The 22,843-nt window shown below is 36.3% G+C and carries 20 protein-coding genes; 1 reads left to right on the top strand and 19 read right to left on the bottom strand.

Annotated elements, in window-relative coordinates; translation table 11 throughout:
- Nucleotides 1-688: 688 nt before the first annotated feature.
- The 18 genes from LUA90_RS18395 to LUA90_RS18480 form a co-directional block, all read right to left on the bottom strand.
- Nucleotides 689-910: a cysteine-rich CWC family protein gene (locus LUA90_RS18395; protein ID WP_231463378.1), complete on the bottom strand. Its 222-nt coding sequence runs from the start codon at nt 908-910 to the stop codon at nt 689-691.
- A 175-nt stretch (nt 911-1,085) separates the two neighbouring features.
- Complete coding sequence (locus tag LUA90_RS18400; protein WP_231463380.1) at nt 1,086-3,470, bottom strand: ribonucleoside-diphosphate reductase subunit alpha; 2,385 nt, start codon at nt 3,468-3,470, stop codon at nt 1,086-1,088.
- A 214-nt stretch (nt 3,471-3,684) separates the two neighbouring features.
- Nucleotides 3,685-4,680 (bottom strand): ribonucleoside-diphosphate reductase small subunit, encoded by a 996-nt coding sequence (locus tag LUA90_RS18405; protein ID WP_231463382.1) that lies wholly within the window; start codon nt 4,678-4,680, stop codon nt 3,685-3,687.
- 430 nt (nt 4,681-5,110) lie between these two features.
- Nucleotides 5,111-5,491 (bottom strand): septal ring lytic transglycosylase RlpA family protein, encoded by a 381-nt coding sequence (locus LUA90_RS18410; RefSeq protein WP_231463384.1) that lies wholly within the window; start codon nt 5,489-5,491, stop codon nt 5,111-5,113.
- 145 nt (nt 5,492-5,636) lie between these two features.
- Nucleotides 5,637-6,140: a methionine-R-sulfoxide reductase gene (locus LUA90_RS18415; RefSeq protein WP_231463386.1), complete on the bottom strand. Its 504-nt coding sequence runs from the start codon at nt 6,138-6,140 to the stop codon at nt 5,637-5,639.
- Between the two features lie 127 nt (nt 6,141-6,267).
- Nucleotides 6,268-6,660 (bottom strand): GxxExxY protein, encoded by a 393-nt coding sequence (locus LUA90_RS18420; RefSeq protein WP_231463388.1) that lies wholly within the window; start codon nt 6,658-6,660, stop codon nt 6,268-6,270.
- Nucleotides 6,661-6,877: 217 nt separating this feature from the next.
- Nucleotides 6,878-7,750 carry a succinate--CoA ligase subunit alpha gene (gene sucD / locus LUA90_RS18425; protein WP_231463390.1) on the bottom strand — a complete coding sequence of 291 codons (873 nt, stop codon included), beginning with the start codon at nt 7,748-7,750 and terminating at the stop codon, nt 6,878-6,880.
- Nucleotides 7,751-7,958: 208 nt separating this feature from the next.
- Entirely contained in the window at nt 7,959-9,113 is a 1,155-nt protein-coding gene (locus LUA90_RS18430) for a hypothetical protein (RefSeq protein ID WP_231463392.1), read from the bottom strand.
- 126 nt (nt 9,114-9,239) lie between these two features.
- Nucleotides 9,240-9,794 carry a CopD family protein gene (locus tag LUA90_RS18435; protein ID WP_231492059.1) on the bottom strand — a complete coding sequence of 185 codons (555 nt, stop codon included), beginning with the start codon at nt 9,792-9,794 and terminating at the stop codon, nt 9,240-9,242.
- A 53-nt stretch (nt 9,795-9,847) separates the two neighbouring features.
- On the bottom strand, nt 9,848-10,873 hold the full coding sequence (gene hemE, locus LUA90_RS18440; protein WP_231463396.1) for a uroporphyrinogen decarboxylase: 1,026 nt from the start codon (nt 10,871-10,873) through the stop codon (nt 9,848-9,850).
- 195 nt (nt 10,874-11,068) lie between these two features.
- Nucleotides 11,069-11,584 carry a hypothetical protein gene (locus tag LUA90_RS18445; protein WP_231463398.1) on the bottom strand — a complete coding sequence of 172 codons (516 nt, stop codon included), beginning with the start codon at nt 11,582-11,584 and terminating at the stop codon, nt 11,069-11,071.
- The gene (locus tag LUA90_RS18450) at nt 11,584-12,288 is read right to left on the bottom strand and encodes a response regulator transcription factor (RefSeq protein ID WP_109926856.1); all 705 of its coding nucleotides are present in this window, start codon (nt 12,286-12,288) and stop codon (nt 11,584-11,586) included. The genes LUA90_RS18445 and LUA90_RS18450 overlap by 1 nt, the downstream gene beginning before the upstream one ends.
- Nucleotides 12,289-12,296: 8 nt before the next feature.
- Nucleotides 12,297-13,163 carry a sensor histidine kinase KdpD gene (locus LUA90_RS18455; protein WP_231463400.1) on the bottom strand — a complete coding sequence of 289 codons (867 nt, stop codon included), beginning with the start codon at nt 13,161-13,163 and terminating at the stop codon, nt 12,297-12,299.
- Nucleotides 13,164-13,683: 520 nt separating this feature from the next.
- Nucleotides 13,684-15,054, bottom strand: coding sequence for a glutamate-1-semialdehyde 2,1-aminomutase (gene hemL / locus LUA90_RS18460; RefSeq protein ID WP_231492060.1), 1,371 nt, complete (start codon nt 15,052-15,054; stop codon nt 13,684-13,686).
- A 135-nt stretch (nt 15,055-15,189) separates the two neighbouring features.
- Complete coding sequence (hemB, locus tag LUA90_RS18465; protein WP_231463403.1) at nt 15,190-16,158, bottom strand: porphobilinogen synthase; 969 nt, start codon at nt 16,156-16,158, stop codon at nt 15,190-15,192.
- A gap of 539 nt (nt 16,159-16,697) precedes the next feature.
- A complete protein-coding gene (hemC, locus tag LUA90_RS18470; RefSeq protein WP_231463405.1) occupies nt 16,698-18,278 on the bottom strand; it encodes a hydroxymethylbilane synthase in 1,581 nt (526 codons plus the stop codon).
- 590 nt (nt 18,279-18,868) lie between these two features.
- Nucleotides 18,869-20,095, bottom strand: a complete 1,227-nt coding sequence (gene hemA, locus LUA90_RS18475) for a glutamyl-tRNA reductase (protein WP_231463407.1) — start codon at nt 20,093-20,095, stop codon at nt 18,869-18,871.
- Nucleotides 20,096-20,310: 215 nt separating this feature from the next.
- Nucleotides 20,311-20,532, bottom strand: a complete 222-nt coding sequence (locus tag LUA90_RS18480; RefSeq protein WP_231463409.1) for a YtxH domain-containing protein — start codon at nt 20,530-20,532, stop codon at nt 20,311-20,313.
- 58 nt (nt 20,533-20,590) lie between these two features.
- Here LUA90_RS18480 and LUA90_RS18485 point away from each other — a divergent pair, with 58 nt between their 5' ends.
- Nucleotides 20,591-21,415, top strand: a complete 825-nt coding sequence (locus LUA90_RS18485; protein WP_231492061.1) for a S9 family peptidase — start codon at nt 20,591-20,593, stop codon at nt 21,413-21,415.
- A gap of 113 nt (nt 21,416-21,528) precedes the next feature.
- On the opposite strand, the gene LUA90_RS18490 is transcribed toward LUA90_RS18485, so the two are convergent.
- Entirely contained in the window at nt 21,529-22,797 is a 1,269-nt protein-coding gene (locus LUA90_RS18490) for a mechanosensitive ion channel family protein (protein WP_231492063.1), read from the bottom strand.
- Between the last annotated feature and the right edge of the window lie 46 nt (nt 22,798-22,843).

The following is a 22,843-nucleotide window of genomic DNA, read 5'->3' on the forward strand; positions in this document are numbered from 1 at the left end:
TTAGGTGGTTGGAAAGGTTATTCATCACAGAGGAAGCCTGGTGCAACAACCCTAATACTCGGTCTCCAAAAATTCTATAATATCTATTTAGGATTCGAAATCCAAAAAGATGTGGGTACACGGTAGGCTCCTATCCCGTTTAGGTTGAGAAGTTTTTGTTACTATGTAAGGCTGCAAAGTTTAAAAATTTGGCTAAAGCCATTGCAAATTTTTTCTAAACACAGGCGGCTAAAGCCGACTGCAATAAATAATCCACCTTATAACCTCATTGCATTTCATTTCCGTCTGGCTTCAGCCGACGGATAAAAAATTTGAAATTATAAAAACTGCAAATTTTCAGGAAAACAATCTTTTGTTACTTAAACCCGGCAGCAGCGGAAATACTTTTTATTTGTAATAATGAGCTTGTCGAAGGAACATAAAAGATTGAAGCGCCCGCCTGCCAGACGGACAGGAATGGCGGGATTGTAGCAACCGAAAAGAGCAGAAACCTGCTTTTCAAGTTTTTAATCAAGGAAATGATGATGATTCTTCGATATACTCAAGACAACAACTACATTTACTTTGGCTAAAGCCTACATACAACCCTTATATGCTCAGGCTGCTGAAGCAGCCTGCAATGAATAACCCACCTATAACCTCATTGCATTTCATTGCCGTTGGCTTCAGCCGACGGATAATTAGTTTTTTAAACCCCTATTTCTTCTCTATACTCCTGTTGCAGTTCGAATAAACATTTCGCACATAAACAACCATCGTACAATTCTGAGATATATTGCACTTCGTTAATGCTCAATTGAACCACGCTACATTGGCATTTGGTGTAAGAATTTGCCTTGCACTCTATAGCCGTTCCGCACCGTTCGCAGGGAATGATTTCGTGTTTGCTATGTTTTACGGTTGAAGGCATAAGGTTTAAGGCGTAAGGTTAGCCCAATTGCATTACAAAAATATAAACAAAAAATAAGGTTTTGAGCGTTTGCCCAAAACCTTATGATATTATTGCTTTAAGATTGCTTCGTACCTCGCAATGACGGCGAAGTGGTCAGCTTTTCGCTTTAATCTTTCTGCTTTAAGCTCTCAGCTTAACCTGAACAACTAATACAGCCTTCTTCCATTGAACAAACTGGCCCGTCTACAATTTCCTCTGCAACCTGATCTTGAGGAATGTTTGCAGGAATTACAGCTTCAATTGCTTTACCACCCTGGTTTTCTACTGTAAATTTAACCGCTTGTGATGCAGCCTGAGTACGTAAATAATACATTCCGGTTTTCAAACCTTTTTCCCATGCGTAGAAGTGCATTGAAGTTAATTTTGAAGTATTTGGCGCATTTACAAACAAGTTTAAAGATTGAGACTGGCAGATATATGCACCACGGTCGGCAGCCATATCGATGATGTTACGCATCTTGATCTCCCAAACTGTTTTGTATAATTCTTTAATGTAATCTGGGATAGATGGAATTGCCTGGATTGAACCATTAGCCAATATGATTTGGTTTTTCATATCGTTGTTCCATAAACCCAATGCTACTAAATCTTTCAATAAGTGTTTGTTTACCACAACAAATTCTCCACTTAATACTCGGCGAGTGTAAATGTTTGAAGTATATGGCTCGAAACATTCGTTGTTACCCAAAATTTGAGAAGTAGAAGCCGTTGGCATTGGCGCAACCAATAAAGAGTTGTATACACCATCTTTAACTACTTTTTTACGTAGAGCACTCCAATCCCATCTGCCGCTATCTGGTGTTACATTCCATAAATCAAACTGGAACTGACCTTTTGATAACGGAGAACCTTTAAATGTTTGGTAAGGACCATGTTTTACGGCCAAATCGTTAGAAGCTGTCATCGATGCGAAATAAATCGTTTCGAAAATATCTTTGTTTAAACGTTTTGCTTCATCACTTTCGAATGGTAAACGCAATAAAATAAATGCATCAGCTAAACCTTGCACACCTAAACCAACCGGACGGTGGCGCATGTTTGAGTTTTCAGCTTCTTGAACCGGGTAATAGTTATGATCGATAATTTTATTCAGGTTTAAAGTAGCCTGATAAGTTACATCGTATAATTTTTGGTGGTCGAAAGTGCCATTGATAACAAAACGGGGTAATGCTAATGATGCTAAGTTACAAACCGCCACTTCATCTTTAGAGGTGTACTCAATAATCTCCGTACATAAGTTAGAAGACTTGATTGTACCTAAATTCTGTTGGTTAGATTTGCTGTTCGCTGCATCTTTAAACAACATATACGGTGTACCTGTTTCAATTTGCGAATCTAAAATGGCAAACCAAAGCTCTTGTGCTTTAATGGTTTTACGTCCGCGACCTTCAGCTTCGTATTTAGTATATAAATCTTCAAACTCCTTACCGAAACAATCTGCTAAACCCGGTGCTTCGTGTGGGCAGAATAATGTCCAATCGCCGTTATCTTTAACACGTTGCATAAACAAATCGTTTATCCAAAGGGCATAAAATAAATCACGGGCACGCATTTCTTCTTTACCATGATTTTTACGCAAGTCTAAGAATTCGAAAACATCTGCATGCCAAGGCTCTAAATAAATTGCAAAAGCACCTTTACGTTTACCACCGCCTTGGTCTACATAACGGGCTGTATCATTAAATACACGTAACATCGGAATAATACCGTTACTTGTACCGTTTGTACCACCAATATATGAACCCGTAGCACGAATGTTATGGATGCTTAAACCAATACCACCAGCACTTTGAGAAATTTTAGCAGTTTGTTTTAATGTATCATAAATACCTTCAATACTATCATCTTGCATAGTTAATAAGAAACATGACGACATTTGAGGTTTCGGCGTAGCCGCATTAAATAATGTTGGTGTAGCGTGTGTAAACCAACGCTCGCTCATTAAATTATACGTTTTGATTGCGCTCTCGATATCTTCTTTGTGGATACCAACAGAAACACGCATAAATAAATGCTGAGGACGCTCAACAATTTTACCGTTTACTTTTAACAGATAAGATTTTTCTAAAGTTTTAAAACCGAAATAGTCGAAACCAAAATCACGATCGTAAATAATAGAGCTATCTAAAATATCAGCGTTTTTCTCAATAATCTCATAAACATCATCAGCGATAAGCGGTGCGGCTTTTTGCGCTTTCGGGTCGAAGTATTCGTACAACATTTTCATCGTACCCGAGAATGATTTTGTAGTGTTTTTATGCAAGTTAGAAACCGCTATACGCGATGCCAGTAAAGCATAATCAGGGTGTTTTGTAGTTAACGAAGCAGCGGTTTCTGCGGCAAGGTTATCTAACTCTGATGTAGTTACACCATCATATAGACCTTCAATTACCTTCTTGGCAACATCAATTGGATCTACAAGGTCTGCATTTAAACTATAACACAACTTTTGAATACGAGCTGTGATTTTGTCAAATTGTACCGGCTCTTTCCGGCCATCTCTTTTTAGTACGAACATAATTTATGAGATTTAGCGCCCCTCCCAACCCTCCCCAGAAGGGAGGACTTTTAAGGCATGTTTTTTTATTTAGTAGTGCGTATCAAGTATCAAGACTTGTTAATCACGTTTATAATTCTTGTTTATTTTCTCTTGCATTAAAATTGCTTCGTTCCTTGCAATGAAGGCAAGGGCGAGCTTTCAACTTTAAACTTTTTAATTTTAACCCCCAACCTTAAAAGTCTTCATCTAAAGAAAAGGCCTGAGCTTTATTATCAGCAGAGGTTAATACGCCACTTTTCTGATAATCGCCAACACGCTTTTCAAAGAAATTTGTTTTTCCCTGCAATGAAATCATCTCCATAAAATCGAAAGGATTGGTTGCGTTATAGATTTTTTTGTAGCCTAATTCTTGTAACCATCTATCGGCAACAAACTCGATGTACTGGCTCATTAATTTTGCGTTCATACCAATTAAAGCAACTGGCAAAGCATCTGTAATAAATTCTTTTTCAATTTCTACAGCATCGCTGATGATTCCATGAACTTGCTCTTCGCTTAGTTTATTGCTTAACATGCTGTACAGTAAGCAGGCGAATTCGCAATGTGAGCCTTCATCTCTAGAGATTAACTCGTTACTGAAAGTTAAACCTGGCATTAAGCCACGTTTCTTTAACCAGAAAATAGAACAGAAACTTCCGCTGAAGAAAATACCTTCAACTGCGGCAAAAGCAACTAAACGTTCTGCAAAAGTTCCGTTTTCTATCCATCGAAGTGCCCATTCTGCTTTTCTTTTTACTGCCGGAACAGTATCGATAGCGTGGAATAAACGATCTTTTTCTTCTGGATCTTTAATGTAAGTATCAATTAATAAGGCATAGGTTTCGGCGTGGATGTTTTCCATCATAATCTGGAAACCATAGAAACAACGAGCTTCTGGTAACTGAACCTCACTCATGAAGTTAACGGCTAAATTTTCGTTAACAATACCATCACTAGCAGAAAAGAAAGCAAGAATGTGTGAGATAAAATGTCTTTCGCCATCATTTAAATTATCCCAGTGTTTTTGGTCATCAGAAAGGTCAATCTCTTCAGCTGTCCAGAAACTAGCTTCAGTTTTTTTATACATTTCCCAAATTGCCGGATATTTTATAGGCAAAAGCACAAATCTGTCTTTATTTTCTTGTAGTAATAATTCCTGTTCCATAAGCTGATATTTTTTAAACTTCATTTTAAACAGAGCCGACAAAACCACGCATTCATCAATTTTATATGATGATTGAAATGTTTTTATTAAAACTCTAGAGTGAAAGTACCAACCTCGTCGCCAGGCAAACAACGTAGTTTTTAGTTAGGTAAATTTAAATTTGTAATCAGAGAGATTCGCATATAAATTACTAAAAACTAAGCTTTTGTATTTGTTTTTTAGCGCCAGAAGTTGAAGAACTTTGTTAAAACAAATATATATACAGGAGCCCTTTTTTGTGAACCAAAGTTGTTAACACTACCGTGAAACCGGTGGAGAAATCAATCAGCTAAATATCATTTTCAATCAAAAAAAAAGCTAATTGTTTCTTTTCAAGGGGTTAGCAAACAAATTTGAGTGTTAATAACTTAAATTTGAGGGCAATTTGAGGTGTAGATTAGAGCTAAATAGAATGTTATTCAACAGTATAGCTAAGTTCTACCGTAGCAACACCTTTATGATAGATACCAATTTCTTTTGCAGCACTTTCTGATAAATCTATAGCTAATCTTTTAGAGAAAGGACCACGATCATTAACCTTAACCACAACCGATTTTCCGTTATCCGGATTGGTTACTGTAATCATTGTTCCGAAGGGTAATGTGCGATGCGCAGCGGTGTGTTTTTTAGCTCTGTATTTTGCGCCGCTTGTTGTTCTGCGACCTTCGAATTTTCTGTGGTAATAAGTTGCTAAGACTGTTTTCTTGATGCTTTCAGGTTCATTTGATGAGTCAGAATTTTGTGCTTTACCTTGTAAAAACAGGAAACAAAAACTTAATATCAGAAAATACTTCATAGGCTAAAATTTCTTTATCGAGCCTGCAAATATAAGCATTTAGTTTATAATCAATAAATTGTGGAAAAACAGCTTGATTTACAAGCACAAAAAAAGGTGTACAACATTCGCTGTACACCTTAACCTAACCCTACTATACCCACCTTTATTTCTTATCCGGAACGAAATTCATCGAGATAGAATTTACGCAATGACGAGTATCTTTGTTGGTAAATCCTTCACCAATAAATACGTGACCTAAATGTGCGCCACAGTTTGCGCAAACAATCTCTGTACGCGAGCCATCTGCATCTGGAATACGTTTAACAGCACCTTTGATTTCATCGTCAAAAGCCGGCCATCCGCATCGAGCATCAAACTTACTTTCCGAACGATATAGAGCTGCATCGCAACGCTTACATGTGTAGGTGCCTTTTTCGGTTGTATGCTCATACTTTCCTGTACCTGGATATTCTGTGCCTTTATTTACGATTACTCTTTCTTCTTCGGGTGTTAATGCATTCCAATTCATTTTCTTTTTGGCTGTTATATTTTTTACTTGTTCTACCTTTTCAACTTCTTTCTTCTCTTGCTTTTGTGCACAAGCAGATAAACTTGTAATTATTGCAACAGTAGAAATCAAAAATAGTTTATTTAACATCGTTCTCATGCATCAATATACGCTATAGATTTCAATTTGGTTTGTATGTTGAAATGTTTGACTTAGTGTTTACAAAGAGATGATATTTTTTCTCTTGAAGTTGCCACGGAAACACAGAAGACACGGAATTTGGATTTTATAAAATCACACGTCTAATTTCTAAAGTTGGTTTGCCAAAGTTTAAAACCAAACCAACTTTGCATTCGGAGCATTTTAGATAGTTTATGGTTTGAGCTAAATCTTCATTCGCAATTCCGCTTTTCGATTTAACTTCGAGAATTACGGTGTCGAAAACAATAAAATCTGCATAAAAACTATGTGGGAGTAGAATATCTTTATAGTATACAGGATAATACTTTTCTCTTTCTAAAAAATAACCTCTTCGTTCAAACTCAATGCAAAGCGCATCTTTGTAAACAATTTCTAAAAAACCGCAGCCCAAAGCTTTATGAACTTCGATTGACGCATTAATAATTAAATCAGTTTCATTTTTATAGGGAAGATTATCTTGTCTTATTTGATAATCCATGAACGATAATTTTAACTAATCTAAACAAATTTCTCCTTCTCACTATTTCTTTTCTGTGTATTCCGTGCTTCCGTGGCAAAAAAAATCATCAAATTCTAAATTCTTTCCTTTTTTTCAGTGTATTCCGTGGCAAAACTAATAACCAACTAACTTAGTAAACAAAAAAAAGCGTCTCGAAATTAATCGAAACGCTTTCATTTATATGATTTTATAAATCTTATTTTGCTAATTCTTCTGCCATTGCAGCACCAATCTCAGCCGGGCTTTCTACAACGCGAATACCACACTCACGCATGATTTTCATTTTTGCAGCAGCCGTATCATCAGCGCCACCTACAATTGCACCAGCGTGACCCATTCTACGTCCGGCAGGAGCAGTTTGACCAGCGATGAAACCAACAACAGGTTTAGTACCATTTTCTTTAATCCAACGAGCAGCTTCAGCTTCCATACCGCCACCAATTTCACCAATCATGATGATACCGTGAGTTTCAGGGTCGTTCATTAATAATTTAACTGCTTCAACAGTTGGTGTACCAATGATTGGGTCGCCACCGATACCGATAGCGGTAGTAATACCTAAGCCAGCTTTAACCACTTGATCTACAGCTTCGTAAGTTAAAGTTCCTGATTTAGAAACCACACCTACGTGACCTTTCTTGAAGATAAATCCTGGCATAATACCAATTTTAGCTTCATCAGCAGTAATTACACCAGGGCAATTTGGGCCGATAAGTGTAACATCGCGGTCAGAAATATATTCTTTAACCTGAATCATATCCTTAGTTGGAATACCTTCAGTAATACAAACAATCACTTTAATACCACCTTCGGCAGCTTCCATAATCGCATCAGCAGCAAAAGCCGGCGGAACGAAAATGATAGATACATTTGCTCCGGTTTTATCAACAGCATCTTTAACAGTATTAAAAACAGGCTTTTCTAAATGTAATTGCCCACCTTTGCCAGGCGTTACACCACCAACTACGTTTGTACCATACGCCAACATTTGTTCGGCGTGGTAAGTTCCTTCGTTTCCGGTAAAACCCTGAACGATAACCTTAGAATCTTTATTTACTAAAACGCTCATGTATCAATTTTTTTTGTGCAAATCTAATATTATTGCTTGGAAAGTCAAACCTAAAATCATATTATTTAACCCATTCTTCTGAGAAAATAAAATGATCTAGTTTAATGTTACCTTTAATTAACTTAACCAATAAATTTTTGATAGTTTATTTAGGAAGATGTAAATCTGTTTTATAAAATAATAACTTTTAAAAAAGGGCAATAATGAATTAATCTGTTTTTCTCAATTTAAACAATCTAAAATCCTGCTTATAAATCAAGAAAAACGAATGATTAAACTGCAATTGCTTGTCGGTATGATCCAAATCGACATGGGGTTCAAAGCGCACATCGAGGTATAAATTAGGAATCAATTCTTTTTGATAAGCATAACGCAATGAAACAATATTTCTGCCACTTTGCTTTAAACCATTAGTGTATAAATTACTCGAAACAGATTCATAAAGCGGCATACCTTTAATAGAAATAAAATTATTTCCTTTCCAGTAAGAAGCAACTAAACTTCCCCATTTACTTTCTACTCCTGCATTTAGCCATACGCCAAAACCACCCTGAAAAGCCCTTCTTTTATCTGGCGATAAATCTTTATAAACCGCTATATAGTTATCGGTGTAGACTTGTTTAATGTTGCTATTAATTTCTTTATGGAGTTTCAGACCAGCGGCACCATTAAAAACTGTACTAATCGGAATTTCTTTTAAAACATCAATTTGTCCTCCCTGATGGAAAGCCAAAAATTGTGCAGGGAAAGTAAATTTCCAGCCATTATTTTCAGCAATCGTGGTTTCTGTAGATAAACCTCCAACAATCTCTTCCTTAGCAGCTTCACCCTTTTCAATCATCTTTTGCCATGCAATCCAGGCATCCAGATTAAACCGCTTACGCTCAACCAATAACTGCGTACCATATTCAATCGGATTGGTTAAGGTTCTTTCAAAATTATAAAGTGGCTCGATATATTTGTGCTGTATTCCACCTTCCAAACTTCCGAAAATTAGGGTTAAATTTCTTTTATGATATTTTAAACTGAATAATGGTTTAGCATCAGTAATTCCGTTTCTACCAAAATCTTTACGAATGAAAGCACCGGCGGTAATGGCCAAATTGGGATGGGCAAAATACGTAATTTGAGGTTGCAACTGCGTTCCATACAAAGTATAACCATCATGAAAATCGTTGGTATATTCGTAATTACGAACAAAGTTGAGGTTGTAGAAGTTAAAATGAACTTCGTTGGTTAAGCTACTATCGGGACGAATTCTATTTTCTAATGCTGATTGATTAAACTGTGCAGAAGCAAAATATGAGCAAAAAAGAAATGATACTAAAAGTGAAGTTTTCTTCAAAACTGAAGCTGTAAACATGTGTTTGGGTTTATCGCCCAAATTTAGGATAGTTTTTCGTTTATTTAACCGCAAAGAACACTAAGTTTACGCAAAGAAAACAAAGAATGGTTATCTATAGTATGCTTTAATCTTTCAGCCCAAAGCTTACTTCTTTAAACGATAATTCTTATACAATTTAACTGCAATCATAATAACTATGGCAACACCCATTATGCCAATCAAACCATAAATCCAATTGATAGCACTTTTTAAAATAACCACAAAAACAATTGCAATCATAAAAATCGTAGCCAACTCTCGCCATAAACGGAGCTGAAAACTTGTCAATTTAAATTGATTGTTTTTTAATTGCTTTACAATATTCTGGCAGATAAAATGATAAATAATCAAGCCAATAACGAAGCCAAGTTTAACATGCATCCAATCTGCTTTCATCAAACCAGGATTTAAAGTAAGCATACCAACACCAGCTAAAACAGAAATAATCATGGCCGGTGTGGCGATAATTTTCCATAATGTAGCTTCCATTTTAACAAACTGATTTACAAGTATGCTTTTTTCAGGCTCAGCCTTTTCATTTGCTTCAGTATGGTAAATAAAAAGGCTTAAAATATAAAATAACCCCGCCATCCAGCTAATTACGAATACGATGTGTACTGCTTTAAAATGTTGATAATATGGCAAAAGGATTTCTATCATCTCTCTAGAATTTACACTAGCTGTCCAAACTTTATTTAAAGGGACTTAGGGGTTTAATACCTAAACTCCTTTACCACATCAATAGCATATTTCACATTATCAAAAGGAATATCTGGCATAATACCATGTCCTAAATTGAAGATAAAACCTTCTGTGCCACGCATACGCTCAAACAATTTGTGTATTTGCGCTTTAATTACAGATTTATCAGCATATAAAATATGTGGATCTAAATTCCCTTGTACAGCTATGCCATTTGGTAAAGCATTTTTTATGTTTAATAAATCTGCATTCCAATCAACAGAAATTACATCTGGCTTAGCTTCTGCCATAATTGGTGCAAAAACCGAACTTCCTTTACAGAAGGAAATTACCGGAATATCTTTTCTGTTTAGGTTTGCAATAATTTCCTGAATGTAACGATGAGAAAACTCCTGATAATCGTTCCACGACAATGCTAATGCCCAGCTATCGAAAATCTGAACCGCATTAACGCCGGCAGCAATTTGAAGGTTTAAATAATCGGCAGTAACCTTTGCAATCTTTGCTAAAAGTTTATGTGCTAATTCTGGTTGATTATGAATAAAAAGCTTAGTTAACTTAAAATCTTTAGATGAGCCACCTTCAATTAAATAGCTCATAACAGTAAAAGGTGCACCAGCAAAACCAATTAATGGAATACGACCGTTTAATCGTTGTTGAATCACTTTAATTGCATCTGCAACATACTGCAATTCATCTAAACAATCTACATTTAAGTTTTCAATATCTTGAGCGTTACGCACCGGATTTGCAAATTTTGGTCCTACGCCTTGAGTAAAACTCAAATCGCCACCCATTGCTTCTCCAGTTACTAAAATATCACAGAATAAAATCGCTGCATCAATATCCAACAAATCAACAGGCAACATGGTTACATCGGCTGCAATTTCAGGGGTTTTACACATCTCTAAAAACGAGTATTTGTTCTTTATCTCCCAATATTGCGGCATAAAACGACCAGCCTGGCGCATCATCCACACCGGCGGACGTTCTGTTTGTTTCGAAAATGCTGCGTCTAAAAATAAATTATTCTCCATGATTTGTTGTTGCTGTTCCACTCTATCGCCTTGCTGAATTTATTTCAGCATCATTTTAATAAATAGATCCTGAAATAAATTCAGGATGACTTAAGTGTAAAAAATTTAATTGCGCAAAGGTATAAATAAAAAAAAAACGAAGAACCTTTTTATTCCTAAACCGGTGCTTCGTTTCTCAAAATGACAATACTAATATTATAATTTGCTTATTTCTTTTTCAAGTTTAACAATTATATCTTTAGACCGTGCAGATTCTGCCAGTTCTTTAGCAATTTTTGTATAAGCTTCTGCCTTCTCTCTATCTTTTCTTCTTAGCGCCAGGTTTGCCAAATGTATAAGCACATATCCTTTTTGGGTTTTACCTCCTACCGGAAAACGGCTAGCCAGTTGAAAATGATATTCAGCCTTTTCGTAATTTTCTTCTTTGAGGGCAATATTTCCCTGCATAAACTCGTAATAACCTCTGCGGTTTTTCGATAATCGCTCTGGGTTTGGCACTTCTGCAAGCATCAGCTTTGCTTTTTCAAATTCATTATTTTTGAAATATTTAGAAGCCATTAAAACAGAACCATGCCTGAAATGACTCCAAATAACAAAAACAAATAAAAGGCCTGCAACAGCGGCAAGTTCGTACTGAACCACAAACATACATACCAATGCCGCCAGTAAAAAAACGGCCATCAATACATACCTGCCAAGACTATTATACATTAATGAATATCGGTAAATTTATAGCCGACGCCACGGATTGAATGAAAATATACGGGATTTTTTTGGTCTGGTTCAAAATACTTACGGAATGTTAAAATGAAGTTATCAATCGTTCTTGTTGATGGATAAACATCATAATTCCAAACTGTTTCTAAAATCTGTTCACGAGAAACAGCATCATTTTTACGCTCAATTAAAAGCTTCAATAACATCGTTTCTTTTTTAGTTAGCGGCGTAATGGTGCCATCATCATGTTTCAACTCAAAAGAATTAAAATAGATAGTTTTATCACCGATTTTATAAGAATTTAACTCCTTTAAATCGTCTGATTTTAAACTACGTTTAACTAAAATTCCAACGCGAAGAATTAATTCTTCCAAGTTGAAAGGTTTAACCAAATAATCATCAGCTCCTTTTTTCAAACCTAAAACACGGTCTTCTGATGTATTTTTAGCTGTTAAAAACATAATCGGAACTTCTGCATTCTCTAAACGGATTGTTTCACAAACTTGGAAACCATCCATTTCAGGCAACATAACATCTAAAATGATTAGATTAAAGCGTTCTTCTTTAAATATTTTAAGAGCGGTTTTGCCATCTTTAACGGCGTGAACTTTATAACCCTCAAGTTCGAGGTTTAATTTAATAGCATCTAACAAGTGATCCTCGTCTTCTACCAATAATATTCTTAATTTTTGTGACATAATTGAGATTAACTAAATGTTACTTCAAAAATACTTCCCTGAGGCAAATTGTCTTTTACTGTAATATCTGCATCATGGTATTGTAAAACCTCTTTCACAATAAACAAGCCTAAACCTGTTCCCTTCGCTTTTCTGACATTCTCATTACCAACGCGGTAAAACTTATCAAATATCAACATTTTTTCGGCATCTGAAATACCTGGTCCTTTATCAATTACACTCAGCTGAATATGCCCATCCACCTGGTTTAAAAGCACATTTATCTCATCACATGGACTCGAATATTTAACTGCATTTTCTATTAAATTGGTAACAACTGACGATAAGGCAAATTTGTCACCCACTAACTGCAAATTTGGCTGAATTTGAGCATTTATAAGTTGCTCATTCCCGCAAGAATGCACCTGCAATCTATCCGTAATTCTATAAACCAATTCCGAAAAGTTAAACTCTTCTTTCGGAAATGTATAAGATCGGTTTTCAATTTTGGTAGCCAATAGCATATTTTCTACCAAATCATCCAAACGCTCGATATCTTTTAACGAATTATTTAATAAAGAAACCTGGCGGGCTTTATCCAAATCTCTTTTAACAATAGTTTGAATAGAAAGTTTTATAGCAGCCAAAGGCGATTTCAATTCGTGTGTTATCGACATTAAAAAATTCTGCTGTTGCTCTCTTAATTTATCTTCCCGTTTTAACGATTGATGCAGAAAATATCCGCCAATACAAAGCAAAAACAAAAACACAGAACCCTCGCCCATAATCATTGTCATGCGGCTTGGTTGCAAGCGCACCACCAAAGTGCCCCAGGAAATGAGCTGAATTAATGCGTAAAGCAATAACGCGTAAAATATGATAATTGATTTCTTCATACCCCAACCCCTAATGGGGCTTTAATTTTTTTATTATTGCCATGGTTTGTGTCCTCACGAACCATTTTATTCTATTTATTTGAAAAGCAATTTTCTGTTCATTTTGGTTATTTCAGCCCCGCCTTTCCTGCCCTCCGGCAGGCGGGCGTTTCAATCTTTTTTAACTTCTGTCATGCTAAGGTACAGAGCATCCCTGCCTGCGGCAGGCAGGTGTTTCATCGGTTGCAGATGCTTCGTGCCTCAGCATGACACTTTATTCAGGAATACTGCTCAAAAAAGCATTTCCACTTGAATCTGGTTTAGGGAATTTAGCCCTCAGAAAGAAACTTAAATTTCCCCCTGCACTCTCCAAACGGTGACAACCCCCTCAGAGCTATTTACGCTCTCTCTATTGCGGGGCACGAAGCAATTCCATAACAATCGCTATTTTACAACCCGAAGCTTTAAGATTGCTTCGTACCTGTTAATGATGTTTGGCTAATGCCTTTTATGGTAAAAAATCTCCGTGGCTAAAAAGAACCTACTTTTTAAACACCAAATCAAGCGCTTCAAAAATTGCTCTCTTCGCTTTTTCCAATTCTATTTTTGTGTGCGCTGCAGATACAAAACCAACTTCATACCCTGATGGACCTAAATAAATGCCACGGTTCAGTAGTTCGCGGTGCATTATTTTAAATTTTTCCATGCTACCCGCATCAATATCATCAGCTGTTTGAATTTTTTCTTTCTCGGTAAAAGCAAACCAAAAAATAGAACCAACTGTAAAAACCTTAAACTTATAATTTCTCGCGGTAGCAAAACGCTGAATACTCGCAACAAAATCTTGTGTTTTATTATTCAAATCTTTATAAAACCCCGATTTGTTCAATTCAATTAAAGTTGCGATACCCGCGGCCATAGCTACCGGATTTCCGGATAAAGTACCCGCCTGGTAAACGCCACCATCAGGCGAAATGTGCGACATAATTTCAGCGCTAGCACCATACATACCCACAGGCAAACCGCCACCAATTATTTTACCGTAGGTAACAATATCTGGCGTTATGCCGTAATGTGCCGCTGCACCTTCAAAACCAACACGAAAACCGGTAATTACCTCATCAAAAATCAATAAAACCCTGTTATCGGTACAAATTTTACGCAGAAATTTGATGTATTCTTCATCCTGTAAAATTAATCCATTATTAGCCGGGATACCCTCAATAATTACCGCAGCAACCTGATCTTTAAACTGAGCAAAAGCCTCCTCAATAGCTGCTGTATCATTCAAAGGAATCACAATTGTTTCTTCAGCAAAAGATTTTGGAACACCTGCAGAAGAAGTTTCGCCAAATGTAACTAAACCAGAACCAGCTTTAACTAAAAGTGAATCGCTATGCCCATGGTAGCAGCCTTCAAACTTGATAATTTTATCTCTGCCGGTAAAACCTCTGGCCAAACGAATGGCAGACATTACGGCTTCTGTACCGGAACTTGTGAAACGAATTTTCTCTACAAAACGATTGTTTTTGATAATCAATTCTGCCAATTCATTTTCCAAAGCCGTTGGCGCACCGAAACTCATTCCGTTTTGCATTACCTCAGTAACTTTTTCCCGAATTTTAGGATTATTGTGACCTAAAATCAATGGTCCCCAGCTTCCACAGAAATCAATAAACTGATTTCCATCAGCATCCCAAATGTAACAACCATCGCCTTTTTCGATAAAAAGAGGCGTGCCGTAAACAGATTTAAAGGCCCTTACCGGAGAGTTTACACCACCCGGGAAATACGTTTTAGATTTCTCATACAATTCAGCCGATTTTACTCTAGAAATATCTGGTTTACTTCCGGTATTTACAGGAATATCGGCTTCGTTACCCGAAAACATTTTTTTTAATGAATCTAACATTTTTTTGTGTTTTAAGTTCTACGTACTAAGTTTTAAGTATCCAAACTAAAACCTACATACAACTCTCTTATTAAATTAGAAGTTCTGGTCCAGTTAAGCAAACGCCAAAACGTAAAACTTATAACTTACAACTTCCTAAATCCAGTCGTTATTTAAAATATCTTTTATATGGTAAGTTGTAATAATACTTGCTCCGGCTCTGGCAAAGGCATGCATGGTTTCCATAACCACTTTTTGTTCATCAATCCAGCCACGTTCTGCGGCGGCTTTAACCATCGAGTATTCGCCAGAGACATTATAAACTGCAATAGGCAAATTAGTATCTTGCTTTAAACGTTGAATGATGTCTAAATAAGCCAAGCCTGGTTTAACCATCAAAACATCGGCACCTTCCTGTTCATCCAATTGTGCTTCACGAAGTGCTTCCAAAGGATTTCTAAAATCCATTTGATAGGCCTTTCTATCACCTTTACTTGGAGCGCAATCTGCGGCTTCTCTAAATGGGCCATAATAAGCAGATGCAAACTTTGTAGCGTGACTCATAATAGCGGCATTTACGAAACCATTTTCATCTAAGAGATTCCGCATCGCTTCAGTTCTGCCATCCATCATATCAGATGGTGCAAACATATCGGCGCCAGCTTGCGCATGTGTTAAAGCCATTTTAGCAATTACATCAACGGTTTTATCATTCTGAACATAATCGTTCTCCATAATTCCGCAATGTCCGTGTGTGGTGTAAGAGCATACACATACATCAGTAATCACATACAAACTATCACCAAAATGCTTTTTTAATTCACGAACTGCGGTTGGCACTAATGAATGGTCGTGATAAGCAGATCTGGCATCAGCCGATTTCTCGTCTCCAACACCAAAAAGCATGATTTTGTTCAAACCTTTATTCATTCCAGCCTCAACATCTTTAACCAGAGTATCAATCGAATAATGATTAACGCCAGGCATTGCATCAATAGCATGGATAACATTTGTTCCAGGCACCACAAAATAAGGGTACACAAACATATCTTTCGATAGTCGGGTTTCGGCTACCATCTCTCTAACCAACGGGTTTTTCCTCAATCTTCGCGGACGATGTAACATTTTTTTAGTATTATAGCCCCACCCAACCCTCCCCAGAGGGGAGGATTAAGCGAGTGTATTAGTATTTAGTATCAAGCTTGCCTGCCGCTTATGCAGGTATCAAGACTTGAGTATCATCTTATTAAAGCATTATGGTTCATTAATTGACGATGCATTATTATATTTTTTTTGAAAAGCAGTTTCAGTAATCCTTCGTTTAATGCAGTCCCGCCTTTCCGTTTCAATCTTTTTTAAACTTCTGTCATGCTGCTCCATTTCCTTCATTGCGAGGAGGAACGACGTGGCAATCTTTTTTGTTATCCATCTAAAAAAGTATTTCCACTTCAATCGGGTTTAAATTATGTCTGTCATTGCGAGGCACGAAGCAATCTAACGCCTAAGAGATTGCTTCATACCTCGCAATGACGATGTGGTCTTGCTTTTCACTTTAGTGTTTATGCCCTCTTATGGGCTTTAAACTTTCTGCTCCCAAATCCTACACCTTTAACCCTAACCCTCAAACCCTACACCTTAAACATCAAACCCTACACCCTAAACCTCTATCTAATCTCTATTCCAAAAACAGCTTCTGATAATCCAATTTCATCTGGGGAGTACGGTAAAGCATATTTCACACCCATTTCATCAAATTTCTTACCTGTAGAGTTTCCAATCGCAATCACTTGCTGACCAGGCTCTAGTAAATTATCTGCAAAATACGCATCCACGTTTGATGGACTGGTAAAAATTAATACATCAGCATAACTTTGGTCTATATTTTCTTCTATTACCGTTTCGTAAATTGGTAAATCAATAATTTTCGCATCAGCCGGTAACGATTTTTGAATCGATTGTAATGAATCCTGTGCTCTTGGAAACAAAACATTTTTACCTGAAACCAATTTTGCAAAATCTTCTGCAACTTCACTAATATCGCCACTTGTTCCTACAAAATCTGCAAAATGCCCAAACTTACGCAAGGCATCTTCAGAGCCTCTGCCAACAACACCAAATTGTGTTTTCTTTGGCAATTGTGGTTTTAGGTTGAAGAAATATTCGACACTATTGCGGCTACTAAAGAAAATCCAATCGATATTTTTTAAGATAAACTGGTCTAAAACAGTAACAATTGGAAAGGTGCGAATTAACGAACGACCTTCAATTTCTATATTTTTACTTTCTAAAGCTTTACGGAAATAACTGTGTTCGCCAATTTCGCGAGAGATGAAAACCTTTGCAGGTTTCTTACGCTCTTTATCAAATTTAGCTACAATCTTTTCTGCTAAGCCCGTGGTAGTTTCAGAACGTAAAAATAAACGCTCCGGAAAATCATCAGCAGTTTCAGCTTTTGAAGTCCATACCTCAAATTCGCCATCTTCTTTTTTGCAATAACAACCTAAAGGCATGTGGCAACCACCTTCAAAAAGGTTCAAAACTTTACGTTCTACACCAACCTCTTCGGCTGTGGCAGGATCGTGCAGTTTTTGTAAAGCATCAAAAAGTTCAGCATCATTTTCTCTGATTTGAATAGCCAAAGCACCTTGTGCAGGAGCCGGAACAAATTCAGTTGGCTCTAATTCTTCAACATGAAATTCGCTAACATCTAATCCTAAACGTTTAATACCAGCTTTTGCAAGCATAATGGCATCATAATCTTCATCGCGAAGCTTTTGTATACGCGTTGGGACGTTTCCTCGTAAATCTTCAATTTCCAAATCAGAGCGTAAACCTAATAACTGTGCTTTTCTTCTGTTAGATGAAGTACCCACCATTGCACCTTTTTTCAAAGAAAGCTTTTGCGAAACATCTACACAATCTTTTAAAATTAAAAGATATTCGGTCGCCTCTTCACGTGTAGGTATTGCAGCAATGGTTAAACCAGCCGGATGATTAGTTGGCAAATCCTTTAAGCAGTGAACTGCTAAATCAATTGTACCAGCCAAAAGCTCTTCTTCCAATTCTTTGGTAAAAAAACCTTTTCCTTCTAATTTATCTAAACGCAAGTTCAAGATTTTATCGCCCTGCGTTTTAATAATTTTAATTTCTGCTTCAATTCCGAGTGCAGCTAATTCACTTTGAATGTGATTGGCTTGCCATAAAGCAAGTTCGCTACCGCGTGTTCCGATGGTTAATTTCTTCACTATAAAGATTAAATGAACTGCAAATTTAAGGTTAATTTGGTTTATACCATGAATTGTTTAAAAATGAGACAGTGAGGTTACAGTTCTTAGTGGAAAGCTAAAAGTAAAAAGTTTAAAGTCTACAAAGTTTTATAAACATTGAGCGGATTTTTGTGCGGACTACAATTCCCCTCCTTTGGAGGGGTGCCCGCAGGGCGGGGTGGTTTCTGATATTGCGAAATCGATTTTCGACCGATTGAAGCAAATTCTTTTATCACATATTGATTTAAAGAGATTGCTTCGTTCCAAGCAAATGACGAGCGACCAAACAATGCCTCATGAGTGTCACTTAAGCGTTATGAAAGGTTTTTTATTTTCTTGTACAAACTTTACATTCTTAAACCAGATTGAAGTGAAAATACTTTTTGTTGCAGGTCTTCGACAAGCTCAAACTGACACTGACAAAAGGATTGAAACGCCTGCCTGCCGGAGGGCAGGAAGAGCAGGACTGAAATAACCGATAAGTATAGAAACTTCCTTTTCTAATTATTTTACAATTTAAGAAGAGTGAGTAAATATAAGCTTAGCTTAGCGCTCTTTGCGGTTAAACCCTAAGATTCTTTGACCAAAATTTCTTTGGCCATAATCATCGGTACGGAAATATATTTCTTTTCCATGTAGTTCATTACACGCTCTAAAACTTCACGAGATGCTTCATCCATCTGGCTAATTTCATCGGCAAACACACCATTTATAGCTGTGTTTTTGATTTCCTTAATTTTACGTGGAACTTCTTGCATGGCAAGTTCTATACGACGTTGTTTTAAAACGGTAAAAAACTCGGCAATATTTGCGGTGATAATATCTTCGGCGTGAACCAACTCGTTATAACGCTCTTGAATATTTTTACGGGCAACTTCTTTTAATGATTCTACCTCAATATAATGAATTGGATTGTTGTGAACCACAGCTGGTGCTACATCATTTGGGATAGCTAAATCGACAATTACTTTTTTGCCTGTATCGCCATTCAGCAATTTAGCATAAAGTTTTTCATCAATAATTGCTTCGGTAGAGCCAGTACAAGTAATGATTACATCAAAACCTTCAGTAAAATTCTCGAGCTCGGTTAAGGCGTAAGCTTTACCGTTTAGTTCTTCGGCAAGTGTCTCTGCTTTAGAAAGTGTACGGTTAAAAATTGAAAAATTGGAGTATTTATGCTTATTAAGGTATTTTGCAATATTTTGGTTGGTTTCGCCGGCACCAATAATTAATACGCGTGAGTTACCACACATATTTAATTCTTTAAGCTTGCGATAAGCCAATGAAACAACAGAAACCGGATTTTTTGAAATATTGGTATGCGTATAAACCTCTTTAGCAGTTTTAACTACTCTATCCATTATCATACGCATATAATCGCCGGTAAAACCTGCATCGCGGCAATTTTCGTAAGCTTTACGTATTTGAGCAAGGATTTCCTTCTCGCCAACAACCAAGCTTTCTAAAGAACAAGATGTTCTTAATAAATGATTGAAAGCCTCTTCGTTTTCATAAACCGTAACGTTATCAAGGAAACGCTCCATAAATTCTGGAGGCAAACCCATATCTAAAACGGTAAGAAATTTAGTTACAAATTCTTTATCGGTGATTTCTTTGGTAAGAAAAACGAATTCTACACGGTTACAGGTACCAATGTAGAAAATTTCGCTAACGGGAAGTTCCGCTTGAAGATTTTTCAATCTGCTCTCTAAACTCTGATCACAAATAACCAACTTTCCTAAGGATTGTAAGTCGATGTGATGATGCGTAAAAGCTATTACTTTTAAATATTCCAAGTGCTTCCGTTATTAACTATTATCGGGATACAAAAGTAACAGGCTTGGTGAATGTCACCGTCATTAATCTGTAATTTACATCAATTTAGAACGGTTTTAAATAGATGCAAAAGAATGACAAAGCCTTTTTTAATGAAAGGAGATGTAAAATAACCTGGTTTAAAAAAAATAGACAAGGTATAAAACCCTGCCTATTCCAAAATTAAACAAGACAATTACTCTTTATCTTTTGATGTCAAATCTCCCCACTTTTCCTCAGCATCGTTCTTTAATTCTTCGGCTTTAACTTTGGTATCTTCCCAAATGTCTTCAGCTTTATCTTTCACATCATCAATCACATCTTCGGCTTTTTCTTTAAATTCGTTAAATTTATCCTTTAAATTATCAAAAAATCCGTTTTCTTGTTCTGGATTTGGTGTTTGGTTTTCTGTTGTCATAGCTTTTATTTTCACAAGATAAGACAAACACTATTCCAATAAATATTGTTAAAACACTATGATAACACAAAGCAATTTTAGCCTTAGCGGTGCAGACGGAAAATTAATTATTGGCGACATAACATTTGATGAAATTAATCCAAATGCTCCAATTATACTTTTCGTTCACGGATTTAAAGGTTTTAAAGATTGGGGTGCACACAATCTTGTTGCCCGATATTTTGCAGCTAATGGCTACCGCTATATTAAATTTAATTTATCGCACAGCGGAGTTCCGGCCGATAACCCAAAAGATGTTAGCGACATAAATGCATTTGCAGAAAACACTTTTTCAAAAGAGCTTTTTGATGTTAATGCTGTGCTGGATTTTATAGAAAAATCTTTCGGCAAAGAAGCGAAAGTAAATATTATTGGGCACAGCCGTGGTGGTGGTTTGGCGATAATCGAAGCCGCTAACGACTTACGCATTGGCAAATTAATTACCTGGAGCGCCATATCAAGTTTTAATAGTCTTTGGAAAAAAGACCAAGAAGCGGAATGGAAAAGCAACGGAAAGATATATGTAACCAATGCCAGAACGAAAGAGCAAATGCCTTTAAATGTTTCTCTTTTAGAAGATTTTGAAGAAAATGCTGCAACGCTAAATATTTTGAGTGCAGCCAAACGAGTAAATATACCTTGGTTAATTATTCAAGGAGATGATGATGTAAACGTACCTTTTGAAAATGCACAGAAATTAGCTGATGCAAATACAAATAGCAGGTTGGTAAGAATTGAAGGCGCAAATCATGTTTATGGTGCAACACATCCGTTTGAGAGTGGAACTTTGCCGCCGCTTTTGTTTAAGGTTTGCGAAAAGGTTTTAATGTTTTTGGGAGAATAAGCTACATTACTAATTTTTTCCACCTGAGAAATTGAAAAAAATATAAGAAGAAGCGAGCTTAAATAACCTTTAATGTTAAATGTTAAAACCTTTTTTTGGAAGTTGAACGCTAATCAACCTCTACCAACAAAGCCTCTCATATCGCTTCCGCTTGGGCTTTGGAAAATTTCTAAATCAAAATAAGGAACAGCAGCCAATAAATGATCGAAAATATCTGCCGCTACTTCTTCAAATCTTTTTAAGGCTTTTTCTTTTGAGAATACATAAATTTCGATAGGTAAGCCATTTTCTGTAGCCTGCAACTGGCGAACCATAAAGGTTAAATCTGTGTTAATGTATGGGTTACTTTCAAGGTATTTTTCTGCATAAACCCTAAAAGTTCCAATATTTGTCATGTGCCTACCATTAACCAGGTTATTTGGATCTACGGTGTTTTCAGCATTAAAAATTTCTATTTGTTTTTGTGTTTCGCGAATATAATCTTTCAAAAAATCGATACTTTTTAGTCGATTAATTAAATCCTCATCACAAAATTTTATACTCGAAATTTTAATATTTATGTGCCTTTTAATTCTTCTTCCTTCACTTTCTTCCATTGCCCGCCAATTTTTAAACGATTCACTTACAATGGCATAACTCGGTACAATGGTTACTGTTTTATCCCAGTTTCTAACTTTAATCGTGGTTAAATTGATTTCCGTAACTTCTCCATCCGCACCATATTTTTCAACGGTAATCCAATCGCCAGCACGAACTAAATCAATTGCACTCATTTGCACAGAAGCCACAAAGCCTAAAATCGGATCGCGAAATACCAGAATTAAAACTGCTGTTACGGCTCCAAAACCACCAAAAACATAAAGCGGCGATTGACCAAGAATTATAGATAGAATTAAAACAAAACCTAAAATATAAATGATGATTTTAGCGACCTGTTTATAACTTCTTATGGGTTTATCAGCATACTTACGTGATGCCTCCATAATGGAAACCATGGCATTTAAAAACGCATTAATTGCAAACATAGTGGCTAAGACCACATAAATTTTTGAGATAATTAAAGCATAGAAAAGCCAGTCTTTAAAATCCACAAACACAAAAGGAACTGCATTGTAAATTATATATGCTCCAAATATTAATGCAAAGGCTCTAAAAACCCTAAACTCAAACAATGCATTTTGCCAATCGTGTTTTGTTTTTGCGCTTTTTATAACAAAAATAAATACTTGCCTGGTTAGAAATATGGTGATAAAAAGGAAAAGTGTTACCCCAATTAATCCAATAAAAAAGTATGAATAAATTAATTCTGTTCCGGAGAAATCTTTTTCAATAAGCCAATTCCTGAATTCGCTAAATATGGTTTGAAAGGTTGGAATATTCATTGAGGTAATTTAGTTTTTAATGGCTAGTTATTAAATTGTGTGCAGT

The organism is Pedobacter sp. Leaf170 (assembly GCF_920984665.1).
Classification (GTDB): domain Bacteria; phylum Bacteroidota; class Bacteroidia; order Sphingobacteriales; family Sphingobacteriaceae; genus Pedobacter.